The organism is Gloeotrichia echinulata CP02 (assembly GCA_038087035.1).
In the GTDB taxonomy this organism is placed as follows: Bacteria; Cyanobacteriota; Cyanobacteriia; order Cyanobacteriales; family Nostocaceae; genus Gloeotrichia; species Gloeotrichia echinulata.
In genome coordinates, this window is record CP051187.1 from 1,613,987 (window position 1) to 1,628,294 (window position 14,308).

Here is a 14,308-nt window from a genome sequence, read left to right on the forward strand (position 1 = left end):
AGTGCTAAACCCCTACAAAAGATGTAATTTTATTATAGACATACTTCGTTTCAGTTCTGGTATTATTTAGGTTTGGTGAGTAGCCAACCTAAACCAATAAATCCCAGGGTGACAAGGATGCTGATAATTAAGGAAGCGTAAAAGGGATGGGGTGGGTTGTTAGGAGATATGGCTACTAGGGGTTGATTGATTTTGTCGATGTGTTGGACGACGACGCCAGAAATAATTGCGCCACCACCAAAGCCGATACCTAATATTTGAATCGTGTTTTCTAAAGAGCGATCGCGCTCGGTTTGTTCTATTTCTACTATACCGCGAATTGTGTCTATAGCTTGACCTAATAACGCGGAACCGTGGCGAAAATAACCCAAGTCGGCGCTGATTTGTTGTTGGAAAAACAGACAATTTCTTTGGCTGAAGTTTTCTAAAAAGCTGATATCTTCACCATTTGGTATTATACCACGAATTTGTTCTAATCTCTCGGCGTAGTTATTGGCATTAATCGCAATTGTATTTTGATATTCTTCTAGATTTCGCAGCAGGCGCGTATATGTTAATGCTAGTTGTGGTAAGGCTTTTAGCTGTTGTTTTAAATCAGTTAAATCGGCGGCTCTACTAGATTGCTTGTTGTCTAATTTAGGTACTTGATCAATTGTCGTTTCTATTTGGCGATAGGCTTTATCTAGTTGTTTATAAATCTCTCTACTGTCTTTGTATGCTTTGACTGCTTTGGTGCGAAAGAAAAATAAATCTAATAACGTTTGATAACTTTTATTAAAGTTAATATCTGCTTGTTCATCAGCAAATAGCCAAATTAACACGTGCTGGTATTTAGCTAATTGGGTTCTTGCGTACTTAGCGTGCTAAATATGTTGAAAAATAAGCTTGAACTCCTTGCTGGGATAAGATGACAGCCATTATTTACTGCCTTTTAGGTCTGATGATTAAAATTTTGGCTATAAGCGCCTGTAAGCCTTGATTTTAAAACAAAGTTATCGACTGTAATTAAAAATTTAGCACGTTAAGTACGCAAGAACCGCCATTGTTGAGTAGCATTCAAGGCTAAAGGCACATTATATGTATAATTTGGCAATATTTCATAAAACTTAATCATCAATAAAGCTGTGTGAAAGTCGCTGACTGCCCATAAACTACTAATTATATTGGTAGCACCAGCATGGATAAAGCCACTGCTTAAACCTATATATTCATCGCTGTTATTCCTAAAATCAATTAAGCCTGTTTCGCAAGCAGAAAGAGTCACAAGACCGCATTTATTTAAGTTTAATTTAAAGATATCCTCTAGCGTCAGGCATTTATCTAAGTTAATTGTGGTTTGCTCATCCACTCGCAGATAGCGGGATGGGTTGCTATTGGCTGGAATATCAGAACTCTTCGCACCTGCTAAGGCTAAACCAGATTTTAAGGGAGTCTGGAAATTAAAATATCCGTGACAAGAAAAATGCAGCCATTGAGAATTGCGGAAGTTTTGCACAGTTGAGGTTTCTGTTAATGCTTCTTTGCTTGCTTGGTGATGTTTAAGGACTTGTTTAGGTCGAAAGTCAGCCGCGATTGTTTCGACTTCGATATCAGCAAATTGTAAATCATTGGTGGGGTTTTGAATTGCAAACAGGTCGCTACGTTGATTTAACCCGACCCTAACCCTCTGTTGAGCAAAGCGCAATAATTGACAGCTAGGTGCATAACTCACACCACCAGGGAATTTATCAATTAGATATTCTCGTGTTGCGGAGTCAATAGATAGAGGTAAAGCGTGGAGAGGAAATAAATGTAGGTAAAGATGGGGAATTAAAATCAGCTTTTGGCAATGTTTTGGTACTAAATTGACAATTTGATTGAGGTGGAGTATTGGCGCTAGTTCGGTAAGTAGATTATTTAGCTCAAATTGCCATTGTTTTTTATCTTGGCTGTAAAGTTGTAGATATTTATCATTCCAATTTGCGAGGTTTGCTAAATCTGCTTCATCAGAACGCCAGATGATTGGCTGATTGTTGTCGCGGGTGATGATGAAAGCGCGAAAACAATCATTAAAAATGTACCACTGGATAATTACTGTTTCGCTGTCTAAGAGGTTTTGAATTTGTGGAAACTTGATGCTGCTACCAACCGGCAAATTTTCTGGATTGGCTAAGGCTTTAGTTAACAGTTCTACTAAATTGCGGGTTTTGCTGCGTTCAATATATTCTATGGCTTCGGTGTCTCTTCCCAATTCTAAACACACTTCCACCATGCGGCGATAAAGTTTGTTCCATTCTTCAGCTTGTTTGCGCTTGGCTTCTTCCCCAGAAACAATTTCACCCCGCAAAGCTTCGACTGTTTCTATCGCCTGAATAAAAGTATTGTAAGCTAAGTTAAATTCTCTTTCGTCTTGGTATAACCAACCGAGATTTAACAAAGTTTCTGCATTGTTTTGCGGAAAGGCGCTGCGGGTATATACTTCAAGTGCTGCTGAATAAGCGGCGATCGCCATTTCAATATTCTCGGCTCGTTCTCCTAATATTCTGTCACCGTAAGCAGCACCCAAATTATTTTGCGTACCAGCCCATTTTTCAGGAAAGGCGCTGCGGGTATAAACTTCTAGTGCTGCTGAATAAGCGGCGATCGCCATTTCAATATTCTCGGCTCGTTCTCCCAATATTCTGTTACCGTAAGCAACACCCAAATTATTTTGCGTCATCGCCCATTTTTCAGGAAAGGCGCTGCGGGTTCTTACGAATAGTGCTGCTGAATAAGCGGCGATCGCCATTTCAATATTCTCGGCTCGTTCTCCTAATATTCTGTCACGGTAAGCAGTCCCCAAATTATTTTGCGTCGTCGCCCATTTTTCAGGAAAGGCGCTGCGGGTTCTTACGAATAGTGCTGCTGAATAAGCGGCGATCGCCATTTCAATATTCTCGGCTCGTTCTCCTAATATTCTGACACGGTGAGCAGCACCCAAATTATTTTGCGTCGTCGCCCAATTTACAGGAAAGGCGCTGCGGGTATAAACTGTGAGGGCGATTTCGTAGCCAGTGATAGCAATTTCCATGTTACTGGCTTTGCTACCCAAGGGAAATTGCTGAATCAGATTACTAAAATTAACAATATCTGCAGCGATGTCTGTTACTGTCTCTGGTTTTGCTTCTGCTAGGAGATTTGTTAACCAATCGCGCCATAATTCTGCAAAAATATGATTGAGTTTATCGGTGTTGGCTGCCAGTAAGGGGTAAATTACTTGAGCATCGCCGTTGCTTTGTGATGTTTTGAGCAGTATTTCTTGTAAAAATGCCACGTAAGTCTCTATATCATCTTGGCTGATAGGCGTAGTTTCTCTTTGTCTTGGAGCCGGTTGAGAAGGCAAAGTTACTAGACTGACCAAATTTCTGAGCCAATTTAAGATTCGCTTCATGTTCTCTTCTCAAGAAAATCCCCACAAATAAATTATTCCCCGTTCCGTTAATTAGTGATAAGACTGCTGCGGCGTTTAGTTCAAAATCCGCCAAGATGATCTTCCCTGAACTTACTATATATGCCTACACCTTTTCCATTATCTATATAGTATCATGTCAAGATATTCTCTTGTCAAGGGAATTCCGGCGTTGCATAATTGCGGGATGAAATCGTTAAATTCAACTTTGAAAACTCTTCCTCTTTGCGCCTTTGCGCCTTTGCGTGAGACAAAAATCATCCCATTAATCAGCAACGCCCGAATTCCCACAAATAAATTATTTTCCGTTCCCTTAATTAGTGATCAAACTGGTGCGGCGTTACAGCAGTTTTCACACAATAACGATACTCTCCGGGCACAGCAGTGCTGTGCCCCTACGAATATCTGTGGTTTCATTAACTGAAAACGGCTGTAAGTTCAAAATCCGTGAAGATGATGTTCCCTGAACTTACTATATATGCCCACACCTTTTCCATTATCTATATAATATCATGTCAAGATATTCTCTTGTCAAGGGAATTCCCACAAATAAATTATTCCCAGTTTTCATAAAAACAGAACCTACTCTCCGGGCACAATAATAATTGTAGGGTGCGTGACGCAGCGATAAATATTCTACGTAGTCACAAGACTTGTGGCGTCACGCACCATTCTTTAAATGTGACACGGAAGTAAGTCCTAAAAAAATTAGATTGTAAACATCGTAAGGTTATGAACAAATGTCGTAAGGTTTTGAACAAACGTCGTAGCGTTATGAACAAATGTCGTAGCATTATGAACAAATGTCGTAGCGTTATGAACAAACGTCGTAAGGTTTTGAACAAATGTCGTAAGGTTTTGAACAAACGTCGTAAGGTTTTGAACAAATGTCGTAATTTTGCAGAAAACGGGAATGCTTTGCTGGAAGATATCAGTATAATCACATTTTCAGCATCAACCCTTGAGCTACGACAACACCTGCAAATACCTCGCCGAAACCTACCCCGCCGAATTTGCTAGATGGTTACTAGCATCTGACACATCAGATATCCAGGTACTCAAAACCGAACTGAACCTAGAACCAATTCGCGCCGACTCGGTGACATTCCTGCAAATTCCCAATCAAATCCTGCATTTAGAGTTTCAAACCACACCCAAATCCACACCACCACTCGACTTCCGAATGCTGGATTATTACACCAAACTCAAACGCCAATACTGGTGCGACATTGAGCAGGTGTTAATATTTCTACAACAGACATCCGCTCCCATCGCTTTTGGGACAGAGTATGTAGATAAAAACACCGTACACAGATATCGAGTCATTCGCTTATGGGAACAAGATCCAGCACCACTGCTAGCTAACCCCGCACTTTTACCACTGGCGACATTAGCCAAAAGCGACACACCCCAAGCATTATTAGAGCAAGTCGCCGCCGCTGTCGATATGATTGAAGAAACAGAATCGCGACGGAATATATCAGCTTGCGTACAAGTTCTAGCCGGCTTGCGGTTTGACAAAAATTTGATTACACAACTTTTCAGAGAGGATATTATGCAAGAATCTGTAATTTACCAAGATATTTTGCAAAAGGGAGAAGAACGAGGAAAGAAACAGGAGGCGCTACAACTGATTTTGCGTCAGTTAACACGTCGTTTCGGTGCAATTGCGCCGGAGACGGAACAGCAAATTCGTGCTTTAGCGATCGCTCAACTGGAAGATTTAGCTGAAGCGCTGTTAGATTTCACTAGTCAAGGTGATGTAATTAATTACTTGGGGAATATTTCGCCCATTCAATAGACATCTTGCATCAGTTGTCAGGTAAATAGACAAGCGCTCAGGGCACGGCAATGCCGTGCCCCTACTATATTTACAATCATTATGGCGAAATAACCTGATAATTACGGATTCGCGCCTAACATCACTAAAGTGTAGGAACGAAATAAGTAATACAAGCCTCTTGACTAATGACCCCTAAATCTTGACGATTAAGTCATGAATCAAGTTGATATTCTCATCCTCTCAAATGGCCCTGGGGAAGTAACCACCTGGGTACGCCCAGTAGTCAAGGCATTAAGGCAACAATTAGGACATGACCGTGATTTAGTCAGAATTTCTGTAGTATTATCCCCTTGTCCAAATGCTAGTGGTAAAGAAGCTGCGATCGCACTTTCGTATCCCGAAGTTGATAGAGTACAGTCAGCAGAGCATTTTTGGCAATTCTTACTCTGGGGAAAAACTGTTGATAATTGGGACTTGCGAAGTCATGGTGTAGTTGTTTTCCTCGGCGGTGATCAACTATTTCCCGTGATTATTGGCAAAAAATTCGGTTATCGCACAGTAGTTTACGCCGAAATGGACGCCCGTTGGCACAGCTTAATCGACCGCTTTGGCGTCATGAACTCCAAAGTATCAGCCCGTGTTTCCCAGAAATATGCTCACAAATTTACCGTTGTCGGCGATTTGATGGTAGAATCCCAGGCGGTGATTGGGACAGAGACAGAAAATTCCGCCATAACTCCTCACTCCTCACTCAAAACCGAACTTATTGGTTTATTACCAGGGTCGAAAGCAGCAAAATTAACCCAAGGAGTACCCCTAGAGTTAGCCATTGCTGAATACATCCACGCCAAAAGACCCCAAACCAAGTTTGTGATTCCTGTAGCCCCAACTTTGGATTTACAAACTTTAGCAAGTTTTGCTGATTCCCAAAAAAATCCTTTTGTCGAAACTTTTGGTTTGAGCGGTGCTACTTTAATTGTCCCAGAGGATGGTAGGGACACGGCATTGCCTTGCCCCTACAAGCTGAAAACAGCAAAGGGCTTAATTGTCGAACTGTGCCAAGAACACCCCGCCTATGAATTATTATCCCAGTGCAGTATCTGTTTAACTACAGTCGGTGCAAACACGGCGGAACTTGGTGCCTTAGCATTACCGATGATTGTTTTGCTACCAACCCAACAACTTGACGCGATGCGTTCTTGGGATGGTTTACTGGGGTTGTTAGCTAATTTACCAGGATTGGGTTCCACGTTTGCCAAAGTTATTAACTGGTTTTTCCTCAGACGCAAAGGTTTATTAGCTTGGCCCAATATCTGGGCACAAGAAGAAATTGTACCAGAACTTCTGGGACAACTTCAAGCCTCAGAAGTGGGCGAAATGGTCTTAGATTTTTTGGCTCATCCACAAAAATTAGAGTCCATACGCGCCAAACTCCGCAGCACTAGAGGCGAAGCAGGCGCAGCACACAAGTTAGCCAGTTTAGTCAAGGAAGAGTTAGGAAGTTAGGGTGATGGGGTGACAAATGACAAATGACCAATGACCAATGACCAATGACAAATGACCAATGACAAATGACAAATGACAAATGACAAATGACAAATGACAAATGACAATTGACAAATGACTAATCGACAGAATCCCCATTCCTTCGCCCCAGTTCATAAATACCAGCAGCCATACAGGCTAGTATACCCATGCTAATTCCCCAGCTGCGTCCTAAACTGATTTCCAGAAACCAGTTAACTAAAGCACCTGCTATCAAAAAAGGCACAATGCTAAACACAGATGCATAAAAGGCGTTTTGGGATTCTCTGGCTTGACGAGTCTTGTCAAATTCTGTCTTACTAATGTAAAGCGATCGCTCCGCAAAGTTAAACCAGCGCCTGAGTTGCTCCATTACCCATTCACTCACTGGGGAAAAAGCCAAATATAGCGCCAAAGACCACAAACTCGCTCCAGCAAGGGCGATTTTGTCCAACTCAAAGCGGAAAGGCAAAATTTCAGTCAGCATAGTCTGTGGTATTCCTACAAATGGTCAATTTCAGCTTCTAGATCTACCTTTTAAGCAATTTTAAGCATAAAGGTTAACAGGATTTTGAGTGCTTGGCAACTTTCCCACGAGTTGACGGTTGACGGTTCCGTTTGTATATTTTTTTATTTGGAACTCCCTAAACTGACACCAGTTATCTACTAATTTATTGCGTGTTTATGGTATAATTTTTACCTCACAAGTTTATCAGAATAAGTATTCTGACTAAGTATTAAAGGCAATTTTAAATTCAATTTATATATATTTATGTATCAAATAAACTTGATTTTGTCTAGTTATATAATCTTAAATTGCAATAGGTTACAACCAAATTCGTACTAAAAAAATGTATTTCACACTACATAAAAATGAGTATGCTAAAACAAAGAGTAGTAACTTGTGGATCTATCCTATTAACATTAGGATTAGGTCTTGTAAGTTTAATCACTCTATTGCCTAAGCAAGAAATCGCCAGTGCTAGACAAGTACAGCCGAAAAAAGTAGCAACAGCAAATAGTTGGCTAGCTGCGTCTTTTCCTGTAGAAAACTTTCAAGCTTATACATCTGGTTTTGGTTATCGCCGTTCTGCTACTGGCGGTGATAATTGGGAATTTCATGGAGGTTTAGACATTGCTGCTCCACAAGGTAGTTACATTCGTAATTGGTGGGTAGGTATTGTAATTAAAGTTGGCGATCGCACCGCCTGCGGCACTCATATAGTAATTAAATCAGGACAATGGGAACATACCTATTGCCATATGGAAGGAAACGTCGAAACCGCATCTAGTCGGCGTTATTTCATTGATCGTGTAGCGGGAATTCAAATTTGGGAAGGTCAACAAATACCAACTGGAGCCAGAATTGGTAGAGTAGGAATGACTGGACGCACCACCGGACCACATCTCCACTGGGGATTAAAGTATGGCAATAACTATGTAGACCCCGCAATGGTGCTGCGGGAAATGTTTTTCCAACAACAAATAGCCAGAAGAGGCGGGTCAAAAGTGAATCCGCAACAGTCACAAGTCATCATTCAAGAATCAAAATTGGTTCGCGATTCTGGCTATTAAGTAACTGACTTTCAATTAAAAAAAATCCAATTTGTAGCGTGCGTCAGGAGCAAGAAAACTTGTGAATCGCCAGAGATTACTGGTACTGACACACCCTAATGACTATTAAGTAACGTAAACATATGCCAATACGGTTCAGAAAATTGTCGTAGGGGCACGGCACGAATAAAATTGTCATCAAAAGAAAAGATTTTGGATGCCGTGCCCCTACTACACTGTATACCATTTGAGTCTAACTGAACTGTACTGAAACATATGCAACTTAAATCTTAAACATATTAGATCATGCCTAATTGCTTTGATTTCGCTATATTGTAGATATTCAAATTTCCCTGATACTGAAAAATGCCAGCAAGGTTGCAAATAAAAGCTGAAGATTGCTCTCCTTTAGGACAATTCATTCTTCAATTCTTGGAAGAACAGAGTATCAGTATGAACCGTCTGGCTGATTTGTCTGGTGTTCCTCAGCCTCGACTGAGAGGTGCTTGCTTTAAGGGAACCTGTCCTACCCCTGAAACTTTGAGGAAACTGGCTAGGGTGATGGGGAAACACCACTTGGAGCTTTATACGTTAGCTTACGAAGCTAGAATTGAGAAGCTTCCCGAAGACGCAGATGGTACTTCGCTGGATATCCTGATGCGGGATCTGTTTGAAACTGCTAGAGAACTGGGATTAGCCGTTCCAAAAGTTCGCCCTTCTAAAGCCAAAATCCGCAAAGCTCTCCTGGAACTGGGATTTCGCGCCGAGAATGATGAATGCGCGTGACACTCCTACACCAATTGCAAGCAATGTGGTGTAGGCTTCCGAGTCCTGTTAAGGATATCAGGAACTTCCTTCCCTGCGGGACGCTACGCGAACGTGGTACTCCATTTTTCCCACCACAGCATTTTATAGTGAGGTACGTGCCCTGCCCCACTCTTGGTCTTAAAAAAAATTCCAAGTTCAACCTAGTTTCCTTGAAAATTTTACTTACAGGAGGCAGCAACGCATACGCGGTTGCATTTCCCTATAAAACCCCATATTTTCAGTTTTCTTGGCGCAGCCTCTCCCTTTGGGAGAAGGTACTATGTTAGACCAGCATTTTAGGCTTTGTCGTCACTGATATATTCTAACAAGAAGTGATTACCTATCTCAAGATATTGATAAAAACTCAACTGCCCTCTAATTGTTTTTTACCGCAGGTAAAACAGATTAGAGGGCGTCTCGTTTTTATCCCGTCATTCATCCCACACCAACTTCGGGTATGGTGTGGGGCTTCTGCCGGGTTAAGCTAAGAGAATACAAAAGAAAATATGCCGTACCTTGATTGAGGTACGACATACGCTATGCTTCAATTTTCAGATCAAGTTACTTACGATAAGGAACTGATTTCTCGATATCAATATTCATTACCGATAGCCGTGGAGGTGTGTTAACCTTGGGGTTAATACTCTTGGCCATGTCAAGGAACAGAGCGGGATTACCTGCTGTAAGTTTCTTATCAGCAGGAGTATAGCCACGCACGGTGGTTTGCCAGATGATCTGCGGGAAGCCAAGTTTATTACGATGGTATTCATCGTAACGGGGAGACTTGATGTTGAAAGGCAATTCACCTTGTGAGCGACCGGGTAGTACCCGACGACGTTGATAAGGTAGTGTGTCGTAGCCAAAAGCTTCCAGATACTCCTCACTGTTGAGTAGGTCATCGATAAAGCCTTGGATGCCCTTTGTCGCCACAACAATTGACCAGGCAAGCTTTTCCCGGTTATCATAAACATCACGACCGAGAACCCGCTGTACTGTCTGTTCGACAAAACGATAGTTGTTATTGAGGTCGTAGAAGCTGCGCTTGTAGGTATTAGATAACACTAAGCCACGAATGAAGTCGCGGACTGTGATCTGACCACTGCGGAGCTGGGACTCCAGAAAACGCTCACGATCAGCAGCAAAGGCGTGGAAAAAAATCTGACGATAGGCGGCTTCAATCAGAATGTCCAGGTCTGTTGAGGAAAGTAGGTTCTCCGTAGAGTAGACGCGGGGTTGCTCATCTCCAGGTACCTCATAACCTGCTACGCGCTGATTTTGAGAAATAGGGGTATATTCTAAAAGAGGAATTGCCACGAGTACAAAATCTCCCTTTCCTTCATGAAATATTACAAAGTTCTCACAATCATACAAGGACAAGGGGGACATTATTCGATTTAGTTTGATAAAAATTACATAACTTAATTGAGTCGTTAAGGAAGTTAGGTCTTACCCAACTGTCATATTTTTTTTTCGCTCTGGTTGTCATCGCGCAGCGTGTCGCCACATACACCACGTAGGGGCACGGCACTGCCGTGCCCTCCTCTGGTTGTCATCGCGCAGCGTGTCGCCACATACACCACGTAGGGGCACGGCAATGCCGTGCCCTCCAACCCATTTGGCATCTCAACGATCAACAATATTGTTTTGTACAGTGCGTATTGTCTTTAAATGATGCTAATTCTTCTACGGAAAATTACCGAAAGCTTGGGTCTAGAGCCGCCGTTCTTCTAGGACGGCTTTTTGGTAAAATAGTGGCAACAGGCAGGGCATTGTCTGTCGGGCTAGGTGATGTAAGACGGGCTATGCCTGCTATTGCTGTTTGAATCCAGAATCCCTGAACTTTCAGATCAGGGAGTATGTCAAAATAAATCCTTGGCTGCGCTGAACAATTCTCTCAGGGCACGGCGCTGAACAATTCTCTCAGGGCACGGCGCTGAACAATTCTCTCAGGGCACGGCGCTGAACAATTCTCTCAGGGCACGGTGCTGAACAATTCTCTCAGGGCACGGCGCTGAACAATTCTCTCAGGGCACGGCGCTGAACAATTCTCTCAGGGCACGGCGCTGAACAATTCTCTCAGGGCACGGCAATGCCGTGCCCCTACGCAAGATATTTGTGGTAGCTTGAGGTTGCAGGTGTGTGAAAACGGGATAATAAGGGAAATATTCGCCCTTTAATCACGAGCATTCACCCTTTGATCTCGGCTATTGCAGTTGGGAACACGAACGAACGACTTGCGAACACGAACGAACGACTTCCAAACACGAACGAACGACTTCCAAACACGAACTGAGTATTCAAGTAGAAATACTTAGCAATGGGGAGAATTTAATGGTTCTTGGGTACTTAGCGTGCTAAAATGTTAAGATATTTTTTAATAATGTTTAATAAAATAAATTATGAAACGAATAATGACTCAACTCCTAAATTTGCCTGAAGTATTAGTAGAATCAAGCCTACAAGAGGGTCAAGTCCTAATTCTATCAGTAGGTAAAAAAGCGAAAAGTGCATCGTGCCCACACTGTGGTCAAAACTCAAGACATTTACATCAAAATCAAAAATGTTTAGTGAAAGATTTACCGATGGGGGATTTTGAAGTAATACTGAATGTCAATAGACGAAGATTCAAGTGTAAAAAATGCCGAAAAACATTTAATGAAAAGCTAGATTTTCTAGGAGCAAGAAAGAGGTATACATACCGATATGCGGAATATATTATCAAACAAGTGATTAATAGTAATGTAAGTAATGTGGCAAGAAATAATGGACTAACTAATGAATAAGTCATATCAATGCTTGAAGATGTAGCTAAAAATGTGATGCCAATAGATGTCAAAGATTTAAGAAGATTAGGAATAGATGAAATTAGTTTGGTCAAAGGACAAGGAAAATTTATTGTCGTGCTAGTAGATATAGATTCAGGTAAATTGATAGGTTTAGTAAAAGAAAGAAAACAAATTGAAATCAAAAAAACCATGAGAATGTGGGGAGAAAAAGTTTTGTCACAAATAGAAGAAGTAAGTATTGATATGACAGGCAATTATAAATCTTTAATTGAGAAGATTTGTCCAAACGCCCTTGTAACGGTAGATAGGTTCCATGTTACTAAATTAGTACATGAAGAATTAAATCGAGCTAGGATAGCAGAAAAGAAAATAGCATCTGAGTTAAATGCCCCGGAAAGAAAAAAAGTATTTGAAAGTTTAAAAGGAAATAAATTTACAATTCTAAAAGCCGAGAATAAGCTCACCGAAAAGCAAAAAGATAAATTAAATAGAATTAAACAAGCTTCTCCTTTAATAGCTAGAATGCATTCATTAAAAGAAGATTTTCACAATTTATTTGAAGACAATAAAAATGTGGTAACGGGAACGCTAGAATTAATCAATTGGTTAAAAAAAGCTGAACCATATTATCAAAGAAGTGTGCAGACAATTAAACGGTGGTTTGGAGAAATAGTCGGATATTTTGAACGAAGGACTACCAGTGGAGTAGTAGAAGGAATAAATAATAAACTGAAGTTAATAAAGCGAAGTGGATTTGGATTTAGAAACTTTCGTAATTTTGAGATTAGAGCTTTACTTTCTTGGCATTATCCTATCAATTTAGCACGCTAAGTACGCAAGAGCCCTACTTTCTGCCGACCAAAAAAGAATTTGGCGTGTTCTTTTTCAAAAGCTTGTAATCCTCGATAGGGACATTCATCACTTACCACCCCAGCCGCTACAGGATTCTTTGGCGGATACCAAACCAAGGGAATTGATCTACCACCGCCCATGTAAATTGGTTCTTGTCCACTTTGCTTAAGTTGGCGGGAGACAAAACTAATCAAATCATTAACATTAATTGCGCCGCTAGTCTCATCAGCTTGATTCTCAGCCAGTCCTTCTAGTACCGCCTTCGTAAAAATACCACCTTCTGCATCTTCCCTAGCTCTTTCAAAGGTACGGGAGGCTGTAATTAAGCAGTAGTCTTGTTTGCTGTTGAACACAGGAAAACTCGACTGCAGCAAACTTCTCTCGATTAAAGACCCAGCATAACAACAGTCGAGCAGTACCACCAGGCTGCTGAGTGGAGATTTAGCGATTAAGGCGTTAAGGTCATCAAAGGCGATCGCATTTTGTCCATCTTCTTTATTACAATCGAAAGTGGCCAAATATCCTTTCCGTTGACCGGTGAGGCTGGGTGCTTCAAAGCCATGTCCCGCAAAATAAATCAGACCTTCCCCACCTTTCGCCTTTTCCAGCAGAAAAGTCTGCAGTGTTTGACCGAGTTCTTTACCAGTTAACTTTTTATCTGGTGTGACTTGCCAGCGATTTTCGCTCTCAATTAGCTTACCCGGTAACGGCTGCACATCAAACCTACCCTGTTGACGCAGTAACTGTGCCATTTTTTCGGCATCGTTGACAGCCTTTGGTAGGTTTGATAACTTATCATACTTAGCAATGCCAATCACCAGCGCATATCGAGCCATATTTCCGAATCAGGCAGCTGTTTTTACGTAATATTACAAGAATAACAACCCAAATACTAACTAAGGATACCAATGTCAGAAGTGCAACGCCTGATTGTCAAAGAAGATGATCAAGAGTATGAGATATATGTGGAATCAAAAGCAGCCGCTGAGGTTCCAGAAGAAGAAGAACCAGGATACCGTGATGGTTTACCCACGTTGAATATCAGAGAATTTCAGGATAAAGTTCGTGGTTATGCCAAATTAGCTGTCGGTGCATTCAAGAATTTACCTGACGCTGAGGAGGTAACAGTTAAATTTGGCATCAAGCTGGGTGGTAAAACGGGGATTCCGTTTTTAACTGAGGGTTCAGCAGAGAGTAATTTTGAAATCGAGGTTAAGTATAACTTGGCGCAGAAAAATAAATAAACGGCAGTATCCCAGAGGCGCCAATATTATTTATGGGCGGGGTTTCCCCGCCCATTTTGTCGAGCGCCAGTCTCATATATAGGGCTTACCATTCAAATTCAGTACAATATGATATCGCGATGTGTAGGGGCAAGGCATTGCCTTGCCCTCCAACCCATTTAGCATCTCAACGATCAACAATATTATTATGATATCGCGATGTGTAGGGGCAAGGCAATGCCTTGCCCTCTTGCCCTCCAACCCATTTGGCATCTCAACGATCAACAATATTATTTTGCCCGGTGCGTATTAGATTTGAATGATGGTAATTCTTCTACGGAAAATTACCAAT

The 14,308-nt window shown here is 41.5% G+C and carries 14 protein-coding genes; 8 read left to right on the forward strand and 6 right to left on the reverse strand.

All coding sequences use genetic code 11. The features are described from left to right. Positions 1-62: 62 nt before the first annotated feature. Together HEQ19_07145 and HEQ19_07150 are read right to left on the reverse strand one after the other, a co-directional pair. Positions 63-821, reverse strand: a complete 759-nt coding sequence (locus tag HEQ19_07145) for a hypothetical protein (GenBank protein WZI67131.1) — start codon at positions 819-821, stop codon at positions 63-65. A gap of 200 nt (positions 822-1,021) precedes the next feature. Then, positions 1,022-3,409: a CHAT domain-containing protein gene (locus HEQ19_07150; GenBank protein ID WYL99332.1), complete on the reverse strand. Its 2,388-nt coding sequence runs from the start codon at positions 3,407-3,409 to the stop codon at positions 1,022-1,024. A gap of 154 nt (positions 3,410-3,563) precedes the next feature. Between HEQ19_07150 and HEQ19_07155 the strand changes: the two genes are divergently transcribed. The 3 genes from HEQ19_07155 (at position 3,564) to HEQ19_07165 (ending at position 6,716) form a co-directional block, all read left to right on the forward strand. After that, positions 3,564-3,851 (forward strand): hypothetical protein, encoded by a 288-nt coding sequence (locus HEQ19_07155; protein ID WYL99333.1) that lies wholly within the window; start codon positions 3,564-3,566, stop codon positions 3,849-3,851. 537 nt (positions 3,852-4,388) lie between these two features. Beyond that, positions 4,389-5,228: an Rpn family recombination-promoting nuclease/putative transposase gene (locus HEQ19_07160; protein WYL99334.1), complete on the forward strand. Its 840-nt coding sequence runs from the start codon at positions 4,389-4,391 to the stop codon at positions 5,226-5,228. Positions 5,229-5,423: 195 nt separating this feature from the next. Then, the gene (locus HEQ19_07165) at positions 5,424-6,716 is read left to right on the forward strand and encodes a lipid-A-disaccharide synthase (GenBank protein ID WYL99335.1); all 1,293 of its coding nucleotides are present in this window, start codon (positions 5,424-5,426) and stop codon (positions 6,714-6,716) included. Here HEQ19_07165 and HEQ19_07170 read toward each other — a convergent pair. Together HEQ19_07170 and HEQ19_07175 are read right to left on the reverse strand one after the other, a co-directional pair. Beyond that, positions 6,705-6,854, reverse strand: a complete 150-nt coding sequence (locus HEQ19_07170) for a hypothetical protein (protein ID WYL99336.1) — start codon at positions 6,852-6,854, stop codon at positions 6,705-6,707. The two genes, HEQ19_07165 and HEQ19_07170, sit on opposite strands and share 12 nt — an antisense overlap. Next, positions 6,835-7,221, reverse strand: coding sequence for a hypothetical protein (locus HEQ19_07175; protein ID WYL99337.1), 387 nt, complete (start codon positions 7,219-7,221; stop codon positions 6,835-6,837). The genes HEQ19_07170 and HEQ19_07175 overlap by 20 nt, the downstream gene beginning before the upstream one ends. A gap of 386 nt (positions 7,222-7,607) precedes the next feature. Between HEQ19_07175 and HEQ19_07180 the strand changes: the two genes are divergently transcribed. Continuing rightward, a complete protein-coding gene (locus HEQ19_07180; GenBank protein ID WYL99338.1) occupies positions 7,608-8,309 on the forward strand; it encodes a M23 family metallopeptidase in 702 nt (233 codons plus the stop codon). A gap of 345 nt (positions 8,310-8,654) precedes the next feature. Next, entirely contained in the window at positions 8,655-9,074 is a 420-nt protein-coding gene (locus tag HEQ19_07185) for a helix-turn-helix transcriptional regulator (GenBank protein ID WYL99339.1), read from the forward strand. 582 nt (positions 9,075-9,656) lie between these two features. Here HEQ19_07185 and HEQ19_07190 read toward each other — a convergent pair. Continuing rightward, positions 9,657-10,409, reverse strand: coding sequence for a phycobilisome rod-core linker polypeptide (locus HEQ19_07190; protein WYL99340.1), 753 nt, complete (start codon positions 10,407-10,409; stop codon positions 9,657-9,659). A 1,097-nt stretch (positions 10,410-11,506) separates the two neighbouring features. On the opposite strand from HEQ19_07190, the gene HEQ19_30720 reads away from it, so the two are divergent. Both HEQ19_30720 and HEQ19_07195 read left to right on the forward strand, forming a co-directional pair. Then, positions 11,507-11,878, forward strand: a complete 372-nt coding sequence (locus tag HEQ19_30720; protein WZI67132.1) for a transposase family protein — start codon at positions 11,507-11,509, stop codon at positions 11,876-11,878. A 9-nt stretch (positions 11,879-11,887) separates the two neighbouring features. Further along, positions 11,888-12,712: an ISL3 family transposase gene (locus HEQ19_07195; protein WZI67133.1), complete on the forward strand. Its 825-nt coding sequence runs from the start codon at positions 11,888-11,890 to the stop codon at positions 12,710-12,712. Here the strand turns inward: HEQ19_07195 and HEQ19_07200 are convergent. Further along, positions 12,709-13,569 (reverse strand): caspase family protein, encoded by an 861-nt coding sequence (locus HEQ19_07200; GenBank protein ID WYL99341.1) that lies wholly within the window; start codon positions 13,567-13,569, stop codon positions 12,709-12,711. The genes HEQ19_07195 and HEQ19_07200 overlap by 4 nt on opposite strands. A 72-nt stretch (positions 13,570-13,641) precedes the next feature. Between HEQ19_07200 and HEQ19_07205 the strand changes: the two genes are divergently transcribed. After that, entirely contained in the window at positions 13,642-13,977 is a 336-nt protein-coding gene (locus HEQ19_07205) for a CU044_2847 family protein (protein ID WYL99342.1), read from the forward strand. Positions 13,978-14,308 lie beyond the last annotated feature (331 nt).